A 16735-nucleotide genomic window follows, 5' to 3' on the forward strand; every position below is an offset into this window, starting at 1 on the left:
TTTTCTATTGGGATAATGCCCCAAACAAAGGTAGCGGAAATAAATTCAGCCAGAGTGCCGACTAAGGCAGTGGTATGAAGTCCCCCTTTAACAAAGGGGGATTTGCCTCTAAGGTTTTGACTCTATGACAGTCCAGTCCGAGAACCTCAGAACCAAATCCCCCCCCGTCCCCCCGCGTATGCCTCAGACAGTGCTCAATACCTCCTGTTACTGTACCTGGTGAGACATGTCCCGAGGAAAATCGGGTTTCCTCCGCCAGTCAATCATGCTATAAGAGAAAGCCCCTTTTCGGCGCAACTACCTATCGCCTGACCTCGTTATTACCTGCCGTCTTTCCGGAGTTCTGAAACATGAAAAAGCGCATCATTCTTACCGTTCTCGGCCTCATCTCGGTCGTGTTCCTGCTGGGCGGCGTCAAGGCCCTCCAGATCGGCTCCATGATCAGCGCGGGGAAGAAGTTCGTCCCCCCGCCGGAAACCGTCACCGTCGCCTCGGTGAAGTCGGAAACCTGGGACTCCAGCCTCACCTCGGTCGGCACCCTGACCGCAGTCCAGGGGGTGACCGTCGCCCCGGAGCTGCCGGGCAAGGTGGTCCAGATCCTGTTCCAGTCCGGAGCGAGCGTGCACAAAGGGGAAGTCCTGGTGCGCCAGGACACGAGCTCGGAACAGGCGCAGCTCCCGGGTCTCCTCGCCCAGGTGAAGGTGACCAAGTCGGCGCTGCAGCGCGCCGAGAAACTCTTTGCCGACAAGATCATCTCCCCCTCGGACTACGACAATGCGGTGGCCGCCCATGACCAGGCCCGCGCCGCGGCGGAGAACCTCAGGACCACCATCGAGAAGAAGACCATCCGCGCCCCGTTCAGCGGCCGGCTCGGCATCCGCCAGGCGAACCTGGGGCAGATCCTCAAGGAAGGGGACCCGATCGTCGGCCTTCAGGCGCTCGACCCGATCTTCGTCGACTTCACCTTGCCGCAGCAGCAGCTCGCCCAGATCCACCTGGGACTCCCGGTTCGCATCACCTCAGACGCGCTCCCCGGTGTCACCGTGGCCGGAAAGATCAGCGCCATCAACCCGCAGGTCGATGCCGACACCCGTAACCTGAAGGTGCAGGCGACCATCGCCAACGCGAGCGAAAAGCTCCGCCCCGGCATGTACGTAAACGTCGCCATCGCGCTCCCGGTGAAGAACAAGGTACTCACCCTCCCGGCCACCTCGGTCCTCTACGCCCCCTACAGCGACTCCGTTTTCGTGGTCGAGCCGGCTACGGGGAAAGGGCAGGGGCTTGCCCTGCGCCAGCAGTTCGTCCGCCTGGGCGCCAAGCGCGGCGACTTCGTGGCCATCGCGAGCGGCCTCAAGGAAGGGGAGAGCGTCGCCTCCACCGGCGTCTTCAAGCTGCGCAACGGGCAGTCGGTCGTGGTGGACAACAAGCTCGCACCTTCCTTCGAGAAGGCGCCCGTACCCGAGAACAAGTAGATGAAATTCACCGACATCTTCATCCGCCGGCCGGTCCTGGCCATCGTCGTCAACGTCATCATCGTCATCGCCGGGCTGCAGGCGATCCGCACCTTGAACGTGCGCCAGTTCCCCCGAAGCGACAACGCCGCGGTCACCGTCACCACCGCCTACGTCGGCGCGAGCGCCGATCTGGTGCGCGGCTTCATCACCACGCCGCTGGAGCGCGCCATCGCCGCCGCCGACGGGATCGACTACATGGAGTCGACGAGCGCCCTCGGCGTCTCGACCATCAAGGTCCGTCTCAAGCTCAACTACGACGCGACCCGGGCTCTCGCCGAGATCAGCTCCAAGGTCGACCAGGTCCGGCGCGACCTCCCTCCCGAGGCCGAGGTCCCGATCCTCAACGTCGAGTCCGCCGACAGCCAGTTTGCTGCCGGCTACCTCTCCTTCACCTCGGACATGCTCAAGGACAACGAGATCACCGAGTACCTGGTCCGGGTGGTCCAGCCGCGGCTGGCCGCGCTCGAAGGGGTGCAGCGCGCCGACATCCTCGGGGGGCGCACCTTCGCGATGCGCATCTGGCTGAAGCCGGAGAAGATGGCGGCCTTGAACGTGAGCCCGGCCCAGGTCCGCGCCGCGCTTGCCGCGAACAACTTCCTGGCCGCGCTGGGGCAGAGCAAGGGCTCCTACATCCAGGTGAACCTCACCGCGAACACCAACCTGAGCACGGTGGACGAGTTCAAGCGCCTGGCGGTGCGTGAGCAAAACGGCGCCATCGTGCGCTTGGGCGAGATCGCCGACGTCGTGCTGGGGGCCGAAGACTACGAGAGCGAGGTCCGTTTCACCGGGCAAAACGCCATCTTCATGGGGATCTGGCCGCTCCCCAACGCGAACACCCTGGACGTGATGAAGCGGGTGCGCACCGAGATGGCCAACATCCAGCGCGAACTTCCCTCCGGATTCAAGGCGCAGATCGCCTACGACTCCACCCATTACATCAGCGCCGCGATCAACGAAGTCTTGAAGACGCTCGGGGATACCCTCCTCATCGTCGTCGTGATCATCTTCCTCTTTTTGGGAACCTTCCGGTCGGTGCTCATCCCGGTCATCGCGATACCGGTGTCGCTCATCGGCGGCATCTTCCTGATGCAGGCGTTCGGCTTCACGGTGAACCTTTTGACCCTGTTGGCCGTCGTCCTCTCGGTCGGTCTCGTCGTCGACGACGCGATCGTCGTCGTGGAAAACGTGGAGCGGCACCTGCGCGAAGGGAAATCCTCCACCGAGGCGGCGATTCTCGGCGCGCGCGAACTGGTCGGGCCGATCATCGCGATGACCATCACGCTCGCCGCGGTGTATCTCCCGATCGGCCTGCAGGGGGGGCTGACCGGCGCGCTCTTCCGCGAGTTCGCCTTCACCCTGGCCGGCGCGGTCACCATCTCCGGGGTCGTCGCGCTCACCCTTTCGCCGCTCATGTCGTCGCGGCTTTTGAAGGCCGGCGACGAAACCCACGGCTTTGCCGGGCGGATCGCGCGGGACTTCGAGCGGCTCAAGAACTTCTACGGGCGGCTTCTGGACAAGACCCTCGCCGCCCGTCCCGTGGTCTACTCGGTCTGGGTTTTCATCTCCCTTCTGTGCATCCCGCTTTTTTCCATGTCGGCCCGCGAGCTCGCCCCGGCCGAGGACCAGGGGGTCATCTTCGGCATCGTCGACGCCGCGGCGAACTCGACGCTGGACCAGAACATCAAGTATGCCGATGCGATCTACAAGGCGTTCATGACCGTGCCGGAGACCAACTTCACCTTCCAGCTCACCATGCCGAGCTCCGGCTTCGGCGGGATGGTGGTGAAACCGTGGGAGAAGCGCAAGCGGACCATCTTCCAGATCCTCCCCGACGTGCAGCAGAAACTCTCGAAGATCCCCGGCGTGCAGGCCTTCCCGGTCACCCCGCCGGCGCTTCCCGGCGGCGGCCAGTTCCCGGTCGAGTTCGTCATCGCCTCGACCGCCGACACCGGCGAGATTCTGGAATTGGCCAAGAAGGTCCAGGAAAAGGCGGCCAAAAGCGGTATGTTCGCCTTCCCGCCGCTCATCGACGTGAAGATCGACCAGCCCCAGACCCAGTTCCAGATCGACCGCGACAAGGTCGCCGAGCTCGGGCTGAACCTGGAGCAGATCGGCGGTGACCTGGGGGGGATGGTCGGCGGCAACTTCGTGAACCGCTTCGACATCGCCGGGCGCAGCTACAAGGTCATCCCGCAGATCCAGCGGGTAGGAAGGCTCAACCCGGACCAGCTCCAGGACGTCTACGTCACCGGTCCCAACAACAAGCTGATCCCGCTCTCCACCATCGCGACCATGAAGGAGAGCGTCGTGCCGCGATCTTTGAACCGCTTCCAGCAGTTGAACGCGGTGAAGATCTCCGGCGTCGCGATCCGGCCGCTGGACGAGGCGCTCAAGTATCTGGAAGGGGAGGCGGGCAAGATTCTGCCCAAGGGGTACGTGCTCGACTACACCGGCGAGTCGCGCCAGCTGCGCACCGAGGGGAACAAGTTCCTCCCGGCGTTCACCCTGGCCGTCGTGCTGATTTTCCTGGTGCTCGCGGCGCAGTTCAACAGCTTCCGCGACCCCTTCGTCATCCTGGCCGGCTCCGTGCCGCTCGCCATGTTCGGGGCGCTCGTCTTCACCTTTTTGAAGATGCCCAACCCGAACATGCATTTCTGGACCGACGGCTGGACCACCACGATGAACATCTACAGCCAGGTCGGTCTGGTCACCCTGATCGGTCTCGTGTCGAAGAACGGGATCCTGATCGTCGAGTTCGCGAACCAGCTGCAACGAAAGGGGCTGACCAAGCTCGAAGCGGTGCGCGAAGCGTCGATGACCCGTCTGCGGCCGATCCTGATGACCAGCGCCGCGACCATTGCCGGCCACTTCCCGCTCACCCTCGTCACCGGCGCCGGCGCCGCGGCGAGGAACTCGATCGGTCTGGTTCTGGTCGGCGGGATGTTCATTGGTACCATGTTCACCCTGTTCGTCGTTCCGTCCATCTACATGCTGATAGCACGAGACCACGCGAAGGATCTGGCCCACGAAGCCGAAGCGACCATCGCCCTTCCCGAAGAAGCGTGATTAAAGCCGAACCGCAGAGGGGCACGGAGTAACACAGAGGAATGAAGGAAGGGGCTGCCAACTTCAGAGATCGGCAGCACGTGGGGAGTAAGGAAGGTGGGAAGCTGCAGCCCTCAAATTTAACGTTGAACGTTGAACGTTGAACGTTGAACAAAAAACACGCGCCCGTAGCTCAGCTGGATAGAGTACCTGGCTTCGAACCAGGGTGTCGGGGGTTCGAATCCCTCCGGGCGCGCCAGCTTTACCTGCAAGGGTGACTCTTGGCGTTACCGCGTTGGGGACTACCGGATCATCTGCGACATAAAGGACAACATGGCCACCGTTCCGGTGCTGCGGGTCCGGCACGACAAGGGTTGACCACACTGCCTCAAAGCATTGAGCCAACCCGACCTCATCCATTACGGTCTGGAGGAACCATGCAGTCGTTCAGCTATTTCCCCACCCCTTTATTTGCTTCCAAGATGGCGAAGATCGAGAAGCATGATCCGCCGGGGTATGCTCGCATCTTCAGCGTGATCGACCGGCTCCTTGACAACCCCGGCGATGCCGATGGCTGGATGCATGGCGGCTTCCACGGAAAACTCAAAAAGTACGTTGGACGGCGCGACTATCGTCTCATCTACCATTGGTGCGAGCTTTGCCGAAAGGAAGGGAAAAAGCTGGAGGAGCAGTGCGGCTTTTGCCATCAAGTCGGTGACAACAGTGTGATCTTTTTCGATGTGTACCATAAGAATGAAGCCAATCGCATTTGACCCTTGCCCCGGCGCAGACCGTGCCTGGGAACCATGCCCATGAATGAAAATAATGATGTGACGATAGAGTACGACCGCCAGGATGGCCAATTCGAGGAAGGGGTCATCGTACCGCACGACCGCATCAGTCCGGACACGCTACGGAAGATGGTGGAGGAGTTCGTGACCCGGGATTGGTCGGAGTTGGCCGATGCCGGGAGCACCTTGGACGGGAAGATCGAGCAGGTACTTCAGCAGCTGAAAGATGGCAGGGCGAAGGTGGTTTTCGACCTGACGACGGAGACCTGTAACATCATCCCCGGGGATTCCAGGGGGGCGCTTCCTGGTAATTAGGGCGCTTACCCGTTAACGTCAGATCGTTTTGCCAGTTCACATTTTCATCAAGATCGGCGCGCCAAAATAACGAGCTTTTCCTCCCGATGCTCTCTTGAGGGTATCGGTGTCATGGAAAGCTCGGTAACCAACAACGGAGGTAATGTAATGAAGTGGATCCATCGTTTTGTTCGTCCTGCAGTTTGTCTTTTTGCGTTGTGTGCCTTGGTTGCTGGCTGTGACCGGGGGAGCTCAAACGTCGGCAAATACGTCAATGAGAAGCGTCAGGCCGACTACACTGAACTCCAGCCGGGCAATGTCTGTGTGATTAAACAGGGCACTGCAACCGTTAAAGGCACCTATGCTGTCGAGGGTAAAACCCTTACCATCAAGATTGAGAACTTCGAACCCGCCAAGGGAACCATCGAAGGGAACACGATCACCGACAACCAGGGCGAGCACTGGGTGAAAAAGTAAGAGGCGCCTTCTGGTGCCTTGACCTCTTCTAAGCACCTGTAACTTCTGAAGGCACACAGATCAGTCTGTGTGCCTTTTTTCATATCATTCGCGGGGTGGGGGAGGGGCCCTTTCAGACTTTGTGATGCAACTATCACGTCCTCTCTCCTTCAAGGGTCGCGTGCGAGAGCACGGCTTGCGACGGCCAGGGTGAGTATGGGGTGCTGAGCACGCCCCTTGAAGCTCGACGCGGCGAATAACGCTCCGGCGGAACTGTTGCGAATCCTGACCGCGAGGGGAAGTGACGGTCGGGAAGACCGGCCATAGGGACCACAGCACGCTGCATCCGTAAGAACGAAACAGATTGCAGTTGCCAGATTGGCACCTTAATAGATACACTGTCTTCCAAAGGGGGGCGTGAAATGGGAACCGCTGCTAAAAGACCTGAGCCTGCTGACGAGAGGATCACTGCGAGATTGCCGCGTTCCACCCGTTTAATAATCGAGCGGGCGGCAGCCATATATGGGGCAAGCATCAATCAATTTCTGGTGCAGGCCGCAGTGGAACGGGCCAATGAAGTGTTGCGGAGCATGGAAGCGGTAAAGCTCTCCGCAGTGGATGCGCAGGCGTTCATGGATGCCCTGGCACATCCTCCCGAGCCGAACCAGGAGTTGCTGAAAGCGGTGGACACCCACGGCCGGATCGTTGAATCCCGGGACTAACGTGGCTGGGGATTTCATAATCACCCTTCTGGACGTAGACCGGCATGACCGCTCGGCCTTCGACTGCGGAGAAACGGAGTTAAACCGTTATTTGCAGATGACAGCCCGTCAGCACCTGCAGAAGGGGATTGCCAATACCTATGTTCTGGTGAGACGGGAAGAGCCAAGTAAAATACTTGGCTACTTCACCCTTTCCTTTCTCCAAGTTGACCTGACGGAACTTCCCGCCCAATACCGAAATAAACTGCCGAAGACCTCACTTCCCGCCGCCAAACTTGGCCGTCTGGCCATTGACCGTAAGTGCCAGGGGAACAACTACGGGAGACTTCTCCTGGTCGATGCGATGCGCCGGGTGGCCGGAACCATCCGGAACGCTGCCGGCGTCATCGGCCTCTTCGTGGATGCGAAAAATCCGCACGTAGCGGCTTTTTACCGAAAATTCGGCTTCATCCCCCTGGAAGAGAATCCTCTTTTCCTGATGCTCCCCCAGCAGACCATCCTAGCGGCATTCCCCGAGCGTAAAGCAGCTCATAATTCCTCAACATGACCGCTCAAGCGTGGTTTTCTTCTTACACTCGAAAAAGGGCAGGCTACTTTTTAGTTCGAAAGTAGCCTGCCCCCGGTTTGTTTCCTGTCGAATAACAGGTTTTTCCCTCTGTGTTCCTCCGTGCCCTCTGCGGTTCGGCTTATATATCACCCTTCACTGGTTTATGACTGCTCCAGAAGGCTGTGTTCCTGCAGCATTTCGAGCAGCTGCCTGGGCTCGCACGGCTTGATGATGTAGCCGTCGGCGGCCTCGTCCAGCAACGTCTCCCCCGACTCCCAGGCCGAGGTGCCGGCAGTTACCACGAAGATCTTGGTTGCCGAAGCTCCCGGCCGGCAAGCCGTTTCTTCCAAAGCGCGTATCTTCCTGATCAATCCATGCCCGCTCAACTGCGGCATTTCAAGATCGCAGCAGATGAGGTCGAAAGAATCGCCTTGGTGCCAGTTCGATTCGATGATCTTCCAGGCCTCTTTGCCGCTGGTTGCCGTTTTGCATTCGAAATGGTCTCTGAGCATATGCGCCAGAAGATCGCCGCTGAGGGTTTCGTCGTCAACTATCAGGCATTTTTTCATCTTGGTTCCTTTCCGCGCCAGGTCCGCTCTCGGCTACCACGCTCACCGCATGGCCGCCAGCCGCCGCATCCTTCACTAACCCAAAACGTATCGGAGCTTCCGGCCCAAAGCTGAAGGAGAACCTTTAACACCCCACCCTAATTCCAAGTGCTGGCTCTGTCACGCACACCCTTGGCGCCCATAAGGCCGACGTCCCCCTCAGCTTTTGTCCTCGTAGACGACTACTCTCTTGTTTATTTGTGTTTACAAAGTGACTGGTCTCCAGTTATTTTGTAAGTACAATATTGCGCATGCGCTACGAATGGGACGAGAACAAGCGGCGGGGCAACGTTGACAAGCATGGCGTCGACTTCAGCGCGGTCTATGGATTTGATTGGGAATCCGCGCTTGTTGTCGTTGATAAGCGAAGGGCGTATGGCGAAAAAAGGTATGGCCAATGTCAGGGAGATTAAACGATATGAAGCGTACCAGCAACGAGCTTGACGAGGCGCCCGAATGGACCGAAGAAACATTCGCGCATGCCCAAAAAGCTATGGATATACCGGAGATAGCTGCCATCGCCCGAAAAGGTCGAGGGCCTCAAAAAAAACCCACCAAGCGTGCAACAACCATTCGGCTTTCTCCCGAGGTACTAGACTTTTTCCAGGCCCAAGGCGACGGCTGGCAGGGGAGAATTGACAACGCCCTGAAGGAATATGTGAAGGAGCATCGTAAGCGGGCTCCCGGCTCTGCCGAGCCGCTGCCATTGGGCTTTAAGGCACCGAAGCCTGAACCGTGCGCCGTCGTGAAAGAAGCTGATGAGGATTTTCAGAAGAGGTAAGAAGCCCCGAGAATTCCGACATGATTTGTGTCGCTCAAGTCCGATCAAGTCCCCCTTTGCGAAGGGGGATTTAGGGGGATTTAGCCCTGTGGCAAGCCTGGTTGCCGAGGGCCTTTGGGATCAAAATACCCCTTGTCGCCGTTCGCAAAGTGGGGTAAAAGCGCAGCCTTTCTTTGGGCGATGGTTCCGAATGAAAAGGCCCGGTAGCTTTGTCAGGAAAAGCTGCCGGGCCTTTTCTCTTTGCTGCACTCCTGCCTGCTCCTTTAACTCTCTCCTTCGTCTGATCACATCTCTCAGTCTGCCAATCCCCGTACTAAAAGACCTGGTGACACTGCTGTAACATAATGAACTGTCCATTTTGTTACAAATCTTTACAGGTCAATATCTTATCCGGAAAAACGTAACAAAGTGGACAGTAAATGAGTTTTAATCAGCACTCCGGTTGTACTGACGGTTTATGTAACCGTTGAATACTATTAACGCTGATGTCTTCGAGCAAAATCGGCATGGAACTTGATAAATGCAGGGGTTAATTCAGGAACTTGGAGACGATATCCCAAGCATCATCGGTCAATGCCAGTGAAACAACCATTTTAATCCACGCTCCACAGACGAGGTCATCATGCTCTTCACGATTGCGTGCACCCGAGACATCATCGGTTACCAGATCGACGTCCAGGTGAAGGCGGAGGGAAGTGAAACGATCTCTTCCGTTACCACCACCTACGAAGACTCCGATTTGGCCACCGATTTCCTCGCGCCCTCCGAGGTTCAGTACCAGCGGACCTTCACCCAGGTGGGCGGGTACACCCCGGGAGTCTCACGGACGGTAAAGGTCTCGGCGGTGAACGACTCGGGGCAGGAGCGCACCGCCAGCAAACGCTGGCAGGACTAGGACCCGATCACATGGCATTCACGACTCCGGATTATGAAGCCCCGACGGCGAACAACGAACGTTCGCTCCTGATCGACGTCAGCCCCATGAACCAAAGCGTCGAGCACATGGTCGGCTCTATCGTCGGCTACCGCTCCACGCTGGAGATATTCCGCCAACGCTATGACAGCTGAGGTGTCAGGTCTGGACATGGACAAAAGGAAGGTGACGAAGGGCGGGGTCCTTTCATTTGCTCTTTGATAACCGACATAGCGAGCAGGCCATCAACGGATTTTGCCGGCTCTGGCTGAAGTTTTGGCCTCACCACGACCGAGGGCTCGCAAAACGTCTTCCACCTTGTCACGGATGCCCGTTTCGCTGTTGAAGCGTATCTCCAACCGAGTACTCGCCTTCACCACCGCTGAGTCGCCGAATCCGAAGTGTGCGCCGATATTCTTCAACGTCTCGCCGCTGTACCGATGGCAGATATGCACCGCAACTTCCCGGGCAAGCTTTGGTTCGTCGACGAGTTCATGCGTTTTTGCAATAATATTTTCGACGGCAAACCTTCTGATCAATGCCTTCAGAGCCGGCACGTCTGGACGCGTGATGTCTGGCTCCAGGTGGTCAGCGATGATGGTCTCAACGAAGTCCGCACCGCCAAGGATAGTGGATGCGACGGTATGTATAAGCGGCGAGTCATACACTTTCCCGATCAGATCCTCAACAAACTCCCGATACCGCTGCCGGGCGACAGTCAAATCCGGACCGAACATTGACAGAACGAAGGCGACGTCAAGCCAAGGTGGGCGCTGCGCGGTGCCGATATAAGAGGGGTAACTGCACCATCTGTAATCTTCAGGGGCGTCAACGATTCCGGCGCGGAGGGGATTCAGATGAACGTAGCGCGACAGTTCGAGCGCGTACTGATCAGCCTCGACAACGATAGCTTTATACCGGCCTTGAAAGAGATGTCCCGCATGATGCCTCTTCACATTGTAGTAAATGGTGTAAGCGCCATTGATATGCCGCATAATCTGGGACAAGTTGCCATGAGGAGTTTGCAGGAAGAGGTGATAGTGGTTTCGCATCATACAGAAACAATGGATTAGCGCACCGTACCGGGTTGTCGCCGATGACAGGTACTCCATGAATTGCAGGCGATCGGAGGTTGTCTTGAAGATCTCCTTTCGCTCATCTCCTCTGGAGGTTACGTGATAAAAAGCGCCATTAAACTCAATTCGAAGCGGACGCCCCATAGCGGTTCCTCCCGTTGAGGCGGTATACCATTTTCCAAAGTTTTGTCCATGTCCAGACCTGACACCTGAGGTAGACTCATCTCCTCTGGAGGTTACGTGTTGAGTGCCAAGACATCGTGGACACGTTTTTGTGCCACGACATCGTGGACAGTTAGTTCTCTGACAATCGAATAGCCACCACGTGTTAATCATGAACATCCAAAACTCGGAGGTGTTCATGAAGGACAAGTCGGAAGCGGACCGGATCTGGGCGGTCCAGCGGTTTCTCAATGGTGAGAAGCCAGAAACTATCTGCTCCACCTTGGGCAGGTCCAGAGCGTGGTTGTACAAGTGGGTTGATCGACATATCCAAGGTGACGACTCTTGGTGCGAGAGCCTCTCACGACGACCACTGTCATCGTCAACACGAACTTCTTCGGAAATCGAAGAGATCGTAAAAATGATCCGTCTAAGCTTGTACAATCGTGACCAATTTTGTGGTGCTCAAGCGATTCTCTGGGAACTAGAGGATCTCGACGTGGAGCCGTTGCCTTCTCTGCGCACCATCAATCGCATCTTGAGTCGTAATGACCTCACCCATCGGCGAACTGGCAAGTATGAGCCGAAGGGGAAAAGTTATCCGAAGCTACCAGCAATGCTGCCAAATCAGACACACCAGGCAGATATCGTCGGCCCGTGCTACTTAAAGGGGCCTGTGCGGTTTTACGGGCTCAACGTTATTGACACTGCCACTTGCAGGTGTGGCCTCCATCCCGCGATGTCAAAAGCGGCAACGGACATCCTAGAAGGGTTCTGGGGTATCTGGACTCGCATGGGTCTACCTGAACGGATTCAAGTCGACAACGCGATGACGTTCTTCGGCAGCTATGCTCACCCAAGAGGAATGGGGCAGTTCATTCGACTCTGCCTACACAATGGCATTGAACCCTGGTTCATCCCAATGGCCGAGCCATGGCGCAATGGCATGGTGGAGAAGTTCAACGATCATTATCAGCAAAAGTTTCTAGCCAAGGTCGCTATGACTTCTGAAGAGGATCTCAGTGCAGGATCATCAAGTTTCGAGCACCGCCATAACAGCACTTATCGATACAGCAAGCTTGGCGGGAAAACGCCACTCAAAGCACTGGCGTCCGCCCAGAAAAGCTTACGCTTCCCACGAGAAGAGAACCTGCCGCAGATGCCGTTAGAGAAGCCGAAGGCCGGCAGGTACCATATCGTTCGTTTCATACGCAGCGACAGGAACCTGAATCTCTTCGGGGAGATATTCAAGCTGCCTCCGGAGCTGGCCCAGGAGTACGTGGTGGCTACCATCGATGTCAAAGAGCAGAAGATGAAGCTCTTCCTGGATCGGACCCAGGTGGAAGAGTACGACTACAAGCAGTGATTGAAACGAGTGTCCACGATGTCTTGGCACTGAAATCTGTCCACGATGTCGTGGCACTCATCAGTTACGTGATAAAAAGCGCCTTTAAACTCAATTCGAAGCGGACGCCCCATAGCGGTTCCTCCCGTTGAGGCGGTATACCATTTTCCAAAGTTTTGTCCATGTCCAGACCTGACACCTCAGGTGGTTCCTTGGCGAATAAACAACAAGATGCCAACACTCGGCGTCACGCGATCAGTGCTTCGCTCCGCCGGTGCGCCTCAAACCGTTGATGCTCTACTGAAAAATTCAAATGGAGAAAACGTATGATAATTAATAGATTAAACATAAAAGGTGGACAGTCAGTTGAAATTGGAAAATTCACTATTCTTATAGGCCCTAATAACGTGGGCAAATCACAAACATTGAAGGATATTCACAGCAAACTGACAACAAATGATGGTATTTCCTGTACTTTGGTTTCCTCGTTAGAATTTGATAAAACACCAAGTTTTGAATACTTTCTAGACGGTTTGACAATTAATCAGCATCCGAGTAGCGTCGGTGTTGAGCAGATTTCCGGCATCACGTCAAAACTAAATACCAATGAAACTATAAATTTTCAAAGAGACTATTTAGAACAACAATATAAGGAAAAAGGTATTAATGCTTTATTTGGTAATATGACAAAATTTAGAGTTTCATACCTTGATGCCGAATCAAGATTAGCCGTAGCCAAAACAGCACAATCCGCTAATTTGCATAAATTCGCACCACAAAATCTATTACAAGCTCTATATGGCGCAGATCATAGCGTAGAACAGCAGTTAAGAACTACATTCAACGAGATATTCAATAAAGACCTAAAACTCGATTATAGTGGTTTAACCGAACTAGTGTTCAGAGTCTCTGACGAATTCAAAGATGTCCCTGAAGACCCAAAAGTAGCAATGAAATACTTTGAAAATTGTTCTATACTTGATCAACAAGGTGATGGATATCGTAGTTTTGTAGGGGTGGTATTGAGTTTGCTGCTTTCCAGTAACAGAATAGTACTTCTTGATGAACCGGAGGCGTTTCTTCATCCAGCACAAGCAAGGCAACTAGGCCATTGGATGTCAAACTTTATAGCTACAATTCCAGGTCAAGTTATCATATCTACTCACAATTCTAATTTTATTGCAGGAATTTTAAGTGCGAACCATCCAGTTGATATATATCGTCTTAACAGGGTAGATGATCAAACTACCTACAACCAAATTCCTCCCAAATCCATAGAATTGTTGGCGAAGTCACCTATTTTGTCAAGTCAAAGAGTGCTAGAGTCGTTATTCCATAAAGGGGTGGTAGTGTGTGAAGCAGACTCAGATCGTATTTTTTATAGTACTATAGCCAGTTCAAATATCACCACACAAGAAACTCTTTTCATTCATGCACACAACAAACAAACAATACATATTGTTTTAGGGCTATTAAAATGTGCAAATATACCCTGTTGCTGTATCGTAGATATTGACATACTAAACAGCAAAGATGATTTGAACAAATTATTGATTTCCTTAAAAAGTCCACTTATAAATGCAAACCAGTTGAAAACATTGGAGTGTTTAGCTGAAGAAGTAAAAGCAGGTAGTGATGCTAAAGCAATAGAAGCCATTATAAACAATATAGAGGAATTTTTAACTCAGCTTAAAAACAATGAGCATAATTTTTCTGGGGCTAGGGGAGCTATAAATAGAATAAAGAAAGAAGCAACCAAATGGGCAACTCTCAAATCTTCAGGCCTAGCTGTGTTAAAAGGGACTCTGAAAGACGATGTGGAACATCTGATTGAGGAATTAGGCATCTTAGGGATTTTCCCAGTGCCGGTTGGTGAATTAGAGGGATGGATCGACTTGGGTGAAGTAAAGAAAAATAAATGGATAGTGCCAGCCCTCGAACATCTAGCAATCCATGGAGCACCAGATGAAGTTAGACAATTTGTAGCGAAAGTATTAAGTTATTTATCTTAAAAAAATCAGTAGAATTAGCCACCTTTTCCAATCTTTGAACTTTCAGGAAAGTATCACCAAGCGTAACAGCGGCCACTAGGTCCTAAGGGGACGTTCCTGATAAACAACAAGATTACAAAGCTTTGCAACGGGGGCTAATGCAAATTGTGCTGAGGCTTGGACGGTGCAATGAATATCAATATATCAGGAACGTCCCCTTGATCCCCCCTCAGGTCCTCAGGTGAGGCACCTCAGGTGATGCCTATAAAGCTACCAATGGACCAATAGATTTTGAAGTAATGGGATCCATCCAGCGCAATAACTAGGTATGTCAGGAGTCATAACGCGGGCTAGTTTTGCATCTAAAAAGTGCATTATAGGAAAGCAATAGCTACAACCTTCCCTTTCATCATTATGCCAACAAAATAAAAGTCAGTGTGTTGTACATTACAATAATAAATTGGAGAAGCTATGTTGATGATTATTCTAAAATGGTCTTTGCGAACAACTTTATATCTCTTCTTCAGTACTTTTTTGTGGGGGTGCATTTATTTTGTTTTCGATAAACAAATTACTGATCGTTGCATTTCCTTCATAATTAGTGAAGTGGCAGCAGGTGCTATTGCTGGCTTAGTTGGAGCCTTTATTTATGACAAGTACATGGAGCTTACAAAGTTATATTTTCAGCTAGATCCTTCTAGTAATACTGCTAGTAACAGTAATTGCACTTCAAATGTCTCGCTAAGCAAAGGCGTTGACCTAATATTTTACATACTGCCTTTTGTTTGGTTCTTTATTCGTTTTGGGACCGAAAAACCAATAGTTATTGCTAGGTCCGAGTTTGTGTCTGCTATATTGATTGGAGGATGGATTGCGCTTGGATTTAATAGTATGTTTTTGCAAGGGATATTTAGGAATAAAATTCAAAACGCAATTTCTGGAAGGTAGCCATGATGCCCTCTATAAATACAAATGTACATAAAATGAATAAACTTGCTCAGTATGGCTTTGCTATAACAGTTCCATCGTCTTCTATTGGAGGAAAGATTCTTTTGGTGCTGAAATTTGCGAAACGAATAACGAGACATATTTTTCTTTATACTGCAGATCTGGCCTTTTCATTATTTTTTCCTGAATGCCGGATTTTGTCCAGGATGCCACTTGATGTCTTTTACTCACGTACTGGAAAGTTCAGAGAACACCCATTGAGCAATTTTTTGGTAAAGTGGGATCTGCCAAGTATCTCATCTACCTACTCTGCGCTTACCATCCTTAGCTTATTTAAGGGGATTTCACCGGATACTGATTTGAAATATGCAGCTACCCTCTTGTTTCAAGCATTGCATAACAGCTATGACCAGGATTCCGGAGCTTTTTTAGACTACGGTACAAAAATGCCCGACTTTAGAGCAACATACTATGGGATACGCTCCATAAAACTGCTAGAAGAAATATCTGGCATCACAAAAGAATGCCTATTATCTGAGCTAAGTATTGATTCAGAACAACTTTGTAGCTTTTTGTTGCTCAAAGGTCAATCCACTGAGTATTTGCATCTCTGGGAAAAAATACAACCAAATTTTTCTATTTTGGAAAAATCTCTCTCGTCTATTTCATATATTAGTAATGACCTGTTTAAGCTCGGATATGTTTATAGCCTGCATGATCTTGGGGATTATATTCTTGAGAAAGATGGACAAATTCAAGGATTTAAGCTTTTTATATCGGACAAGCATCCTAACATTTCGGCAAATAAGTCAGGCATGTTGTTGCTTCCGGTGCTAAATAACCTGCGCGACTCCCCGATCAGGCCTGACAATATAGACGTGGAAGCCATTATGCGGACAGCAGTTATCAGCTTGCACACATATGATAAGGGCAATATATACAGTCAGTTATTCAATATTTACAACACTATAATAACTATAAAGCTTATTGAAGACTGTTGCAATATGTCTAGTGATAATATCACTCACGTTGAGGAAATTATGTACTTGGTCGACTCAATGCTGGACATCCTTAACCAATCCCTAAATTACAAAGGAGGCTTTTTATTTAATACCGAATTTTACTCTGCACCGAATCTTTACGCCTCTCGTTTATTTGTCGAAATTCTACATTTGCGTTCAAAGCTTCGCATAATTAACAAAACAGGTTTAGAAAATTTCATTTACGACACCTTCGATTTTCAGAGTGGGCTTTTTAGGAATTACCCATATAGATCTTGGTACTATTTGCGGAATATTAAAGCAGGCCGTCAAATAGCAGCCCCTAGGTTGTAAGATCTTACCTTTTGAGGTAGTTCAGATCTCTGGATGTATTGGAGCCATGATTCACTGTTTAACTATGTCTGGCTGAGGTGTCACGAGCGCTATCGGTACCGGGTCTACACATTGCACATCCGTCAAATGTGTACGGCCTGTTGCCCAAAAGGCATCTTTACCCACTCGCTTTTCTCGGAATTGCTGTAACGTACCGAAAAATATGGAT

18 protein-coding genes and 1 tRNA gene are annotated in these 16735 nt (G+C 52.5%); 17 read left to right on the plus strand and 2 right to left on the minus strand.

Annotation, left to right across the window (positions count from 1 at the left end; all coding sequences use genetic code 11):
* The first annotated feature begins 350 nt into the window (after positions 1–350).
* The 9 genes from JFN93_RS21695 (at position 351) to JFN93_RS21735 (ending at position 7369) form a co-directional block, all read left to right on the plus strand.
* Positions 351–1472: an efflux RND transporter periplasmic adaptor subunit gene (locus JFN93_RS21695; RefSeq protein WP_199386298.1), complete on the plus strand. Its 1122-nt coding sequence runs from the start codon at positions 351–353 to the stop codon at positions 1470–1472.
* Complete coding sequence (locus JFN93_RS21700) at positions 1473–4580, plus strand: efflux RND transporter permease subunit (protein ID WP_199386300.1); 3108 nt, start codon at positions 1473–1475, stop codon at positions 4578–4580.
* A 161-nt stretch (positions 4581–4741) separates the two neighbouring features.
* A tRNA-Arg gene (locus JFN93_RS21705) sits at positions 4742–4818 on the plus strand.
* On the plus strand, positions 4770–4937 hold the full coding sequence (locus JFN93_RS26145) for a type II toxin-antitoxin system RelE family toxin (protein ID WP_199386336.1): 168 nt from the start codon (positions 4770–4772) through the stop codon (positions 4935–4937). The genes JFN93_RS21705 and JFN93_RS26145 overlap by 49 nt, the downstream gene beginning before the upstream one ends.
* Before the next feature lie 59 nt (positions 4938–4996).
* Positions 4997–5332 (plus strand): toxin, encoded by a 336-nt coding sequence (locus JFN93_RS21715; RefSeq protein ID WP_199386302.1) that lies wholly within the window; start codon positions 4997–4999, stop codon positions 5330–5332.
* Between the two features lie 39 nt (positions 5333–5371).
* Positions 5372–5665: a YheU family protein gene (locus tag JFN93_RS21720; protein WP_236021891.1), complete on the plus strand. Its 294-nt coding sequence runs from the start codon at positions 5372–5374 to the stop codon at positions 5663–5665.
* Between the two features lie 147 nt (positions 5666–5812).
* The gene (locus tag JFN93_RS21725) at positions 5813–6121 is read left to right on the plus strand and encodes a hypothetical protein (protein ID WP_199386306.1); all 309 of its coding nucleotides are present in this window, start codon (positions 5813–5815) and stop codon (positions 6119–6121) included.
* A 401-nt stretch (positions 6122–6522) separates the two neighbouring features.
* Positions 6523–6822, plus strand: coding sequence for a type II toxin-antitoxin system TacA family antitoxin (locus JFN93_RS21730; RefSeq protein WP_199386308.1), 300 nt, complete (start codon positions 6523–6525; stop codon positions 6820–6822).
* A 1-nt stretch (position 6823) separates the two neighbouring features.
* A complete protein-coding gene (locus JFN93_RS21735; RefSeq protein WP_199386310.1) occupies positions 6824–7369 on the plus strand; it encodes a GNAT family N-acetyltransferase in 546 nt (181 codons plus the stop codon).
* 161 nt (positions 7370–7530) lie between these two features.
* On the opposite strand, the gene JFN93_RS21740 is transcribed toward JFN93_RS21735, so the two are convergent.
* Positions 7531–7938 (minus strand): response regulator, encoded by a 408-nt coding sequence (locus tag JFN93_RS21740; RefSeq protein ID WP_199386312.1) that lies wholly within the window; start codon positions 7936–7938, stop codon positions 7531–7533.
* Between the two features lie 290 nt (positions 7939–8228).
* Between JFN93_RS21740 and JFN93_RS26150 the strand changes: the two genes are divergently transcribed.
* The 4 genes from JFN93_RS26150 (at position 8229) to JFN93_RS21760 (ending at position 9826) form a co-directional block, all read left to right on the plus strand.
* Positions 8229–8390, plus strand: coding sequence for a BrnT family toxin (locus JFN93_RS26150; protein WP_199386314.1), 162 nt, complete (start codon positions 8229–8231; stop codon positions 8388–8390).
* 5 nt (positions 8391–8395) lie between these two features.
* A complete protein-coding gene (locus JFN93_RS21750; protein WP_199386315.1) occupies positions 8396–8758 on the plus strand; it encodes a BrnA antitoxin family protein in 363 nt (120 codons plus the stop codon).
* Between the two features lie 622 nt (positions 8759–9380).
* Positions 9381–9653, plus strand: a complete 273-nt coding sequence (locus tag JFN93_RS21755) for a hypothetical protein (RefSeq protein WP_199386317.1) — start codon at positions 9381–9383, stop codon at positions 9651–9653.
* A gap of 11 nt (positions 9654–9664) precedes the next feature.
* Positions 9665–9826: a hypothetical protein gene (locus JFN93_RS21760; protein ID WP_199386319.1), complete on the plus strand. Its 162-nt coding sequence runs from the start codon at positions 9665–9667 to the stop codon at positions 9824–9826.
* Between the two features lie 90 nt (positions 9827–9916).
* On the opposite strand, the gene JFN93_RS21765 is transcribed toward JFN93_RS21760, so the two are convergent.
* Positions 9917–10891, minus strand: coding sequence for a transposase (locus JFN93_RS21765; RefSeq protein WP_199386321.1), 975 nt, complete (start codon positions 10889–10891; stop codon positions 9917–9919).
* 217 nt (positions 10892–11108) lie between these two features.
* Here JFN93_RS21765 and JFN93_RS21770 point away from each other — a divergent pair, with 217 nt between their 5' ends.
* From JFN93_RS21770 to JFN93_RS21785, 4 genes are all read left to right on the plus strand, one after another.
* Positions 11109–12275 (plus strand): helix-turn-helix domain-containing protein, encoded by a 1167-nt coding sequence (locus tag JFN93_RS21770; RefSeq protein ID WP_199386322.1) that lies wholly within the window; start codon positions 11109–11111, stop codon positions 12273–12275.
* A 305-nt stretch (positions 12276–12580) separates the two neighbouring features.
* The gene (locus tag JFN93_RS21775; protein WP_199386324.1) at positions 12581–14266 is read left to right on the plus strand and encodes an AAA family ATPase; all 1686 of its coding nucleotides are present in this window, start codon (positions 12581–12583) and stop codon (positions 14264–14266) included.
* Between the two features lie 450 nt (positions 14267–14716).
* Positions 14717–15193: a hypothetical protein gene (locus tag JFN93_RS21780; RefSeq protein WP_199386326.1), complete on the plus strand. Its 477-nt coding sequence runs from the start codon at positions 14717–14719 to the stop codon at positions 15191–15193.
* Positions 15194–15195: 2 nt separating this feature from the next.
* Positions 15196–16527 (plus strand): prenyltransferase/squalene oxidase repeat-containing protein, encoded by a 1332-nt coding sequence (locus JFN93_RS21785; protein ID WP_199386328.1) that lies wholly within the window; start codon positions 15196–15198, stop codon positions 16525–16527.
* The last annotated feature ends 208 nt before the right edge of the window (positions 16528–16735 follow it).

Origin of the sequence: Geomesophilobacter sediminis (genome assembly GCF_016458275.1) — a bacterium.
GTDB classification, from domain to species: domain Bacteria; phylum Desulfobacterota; class Desulfuromonadia; order Geobacterales; family Geobacteraceae; genus Geomesophilobacter; species Geomesophilobacter sediminis.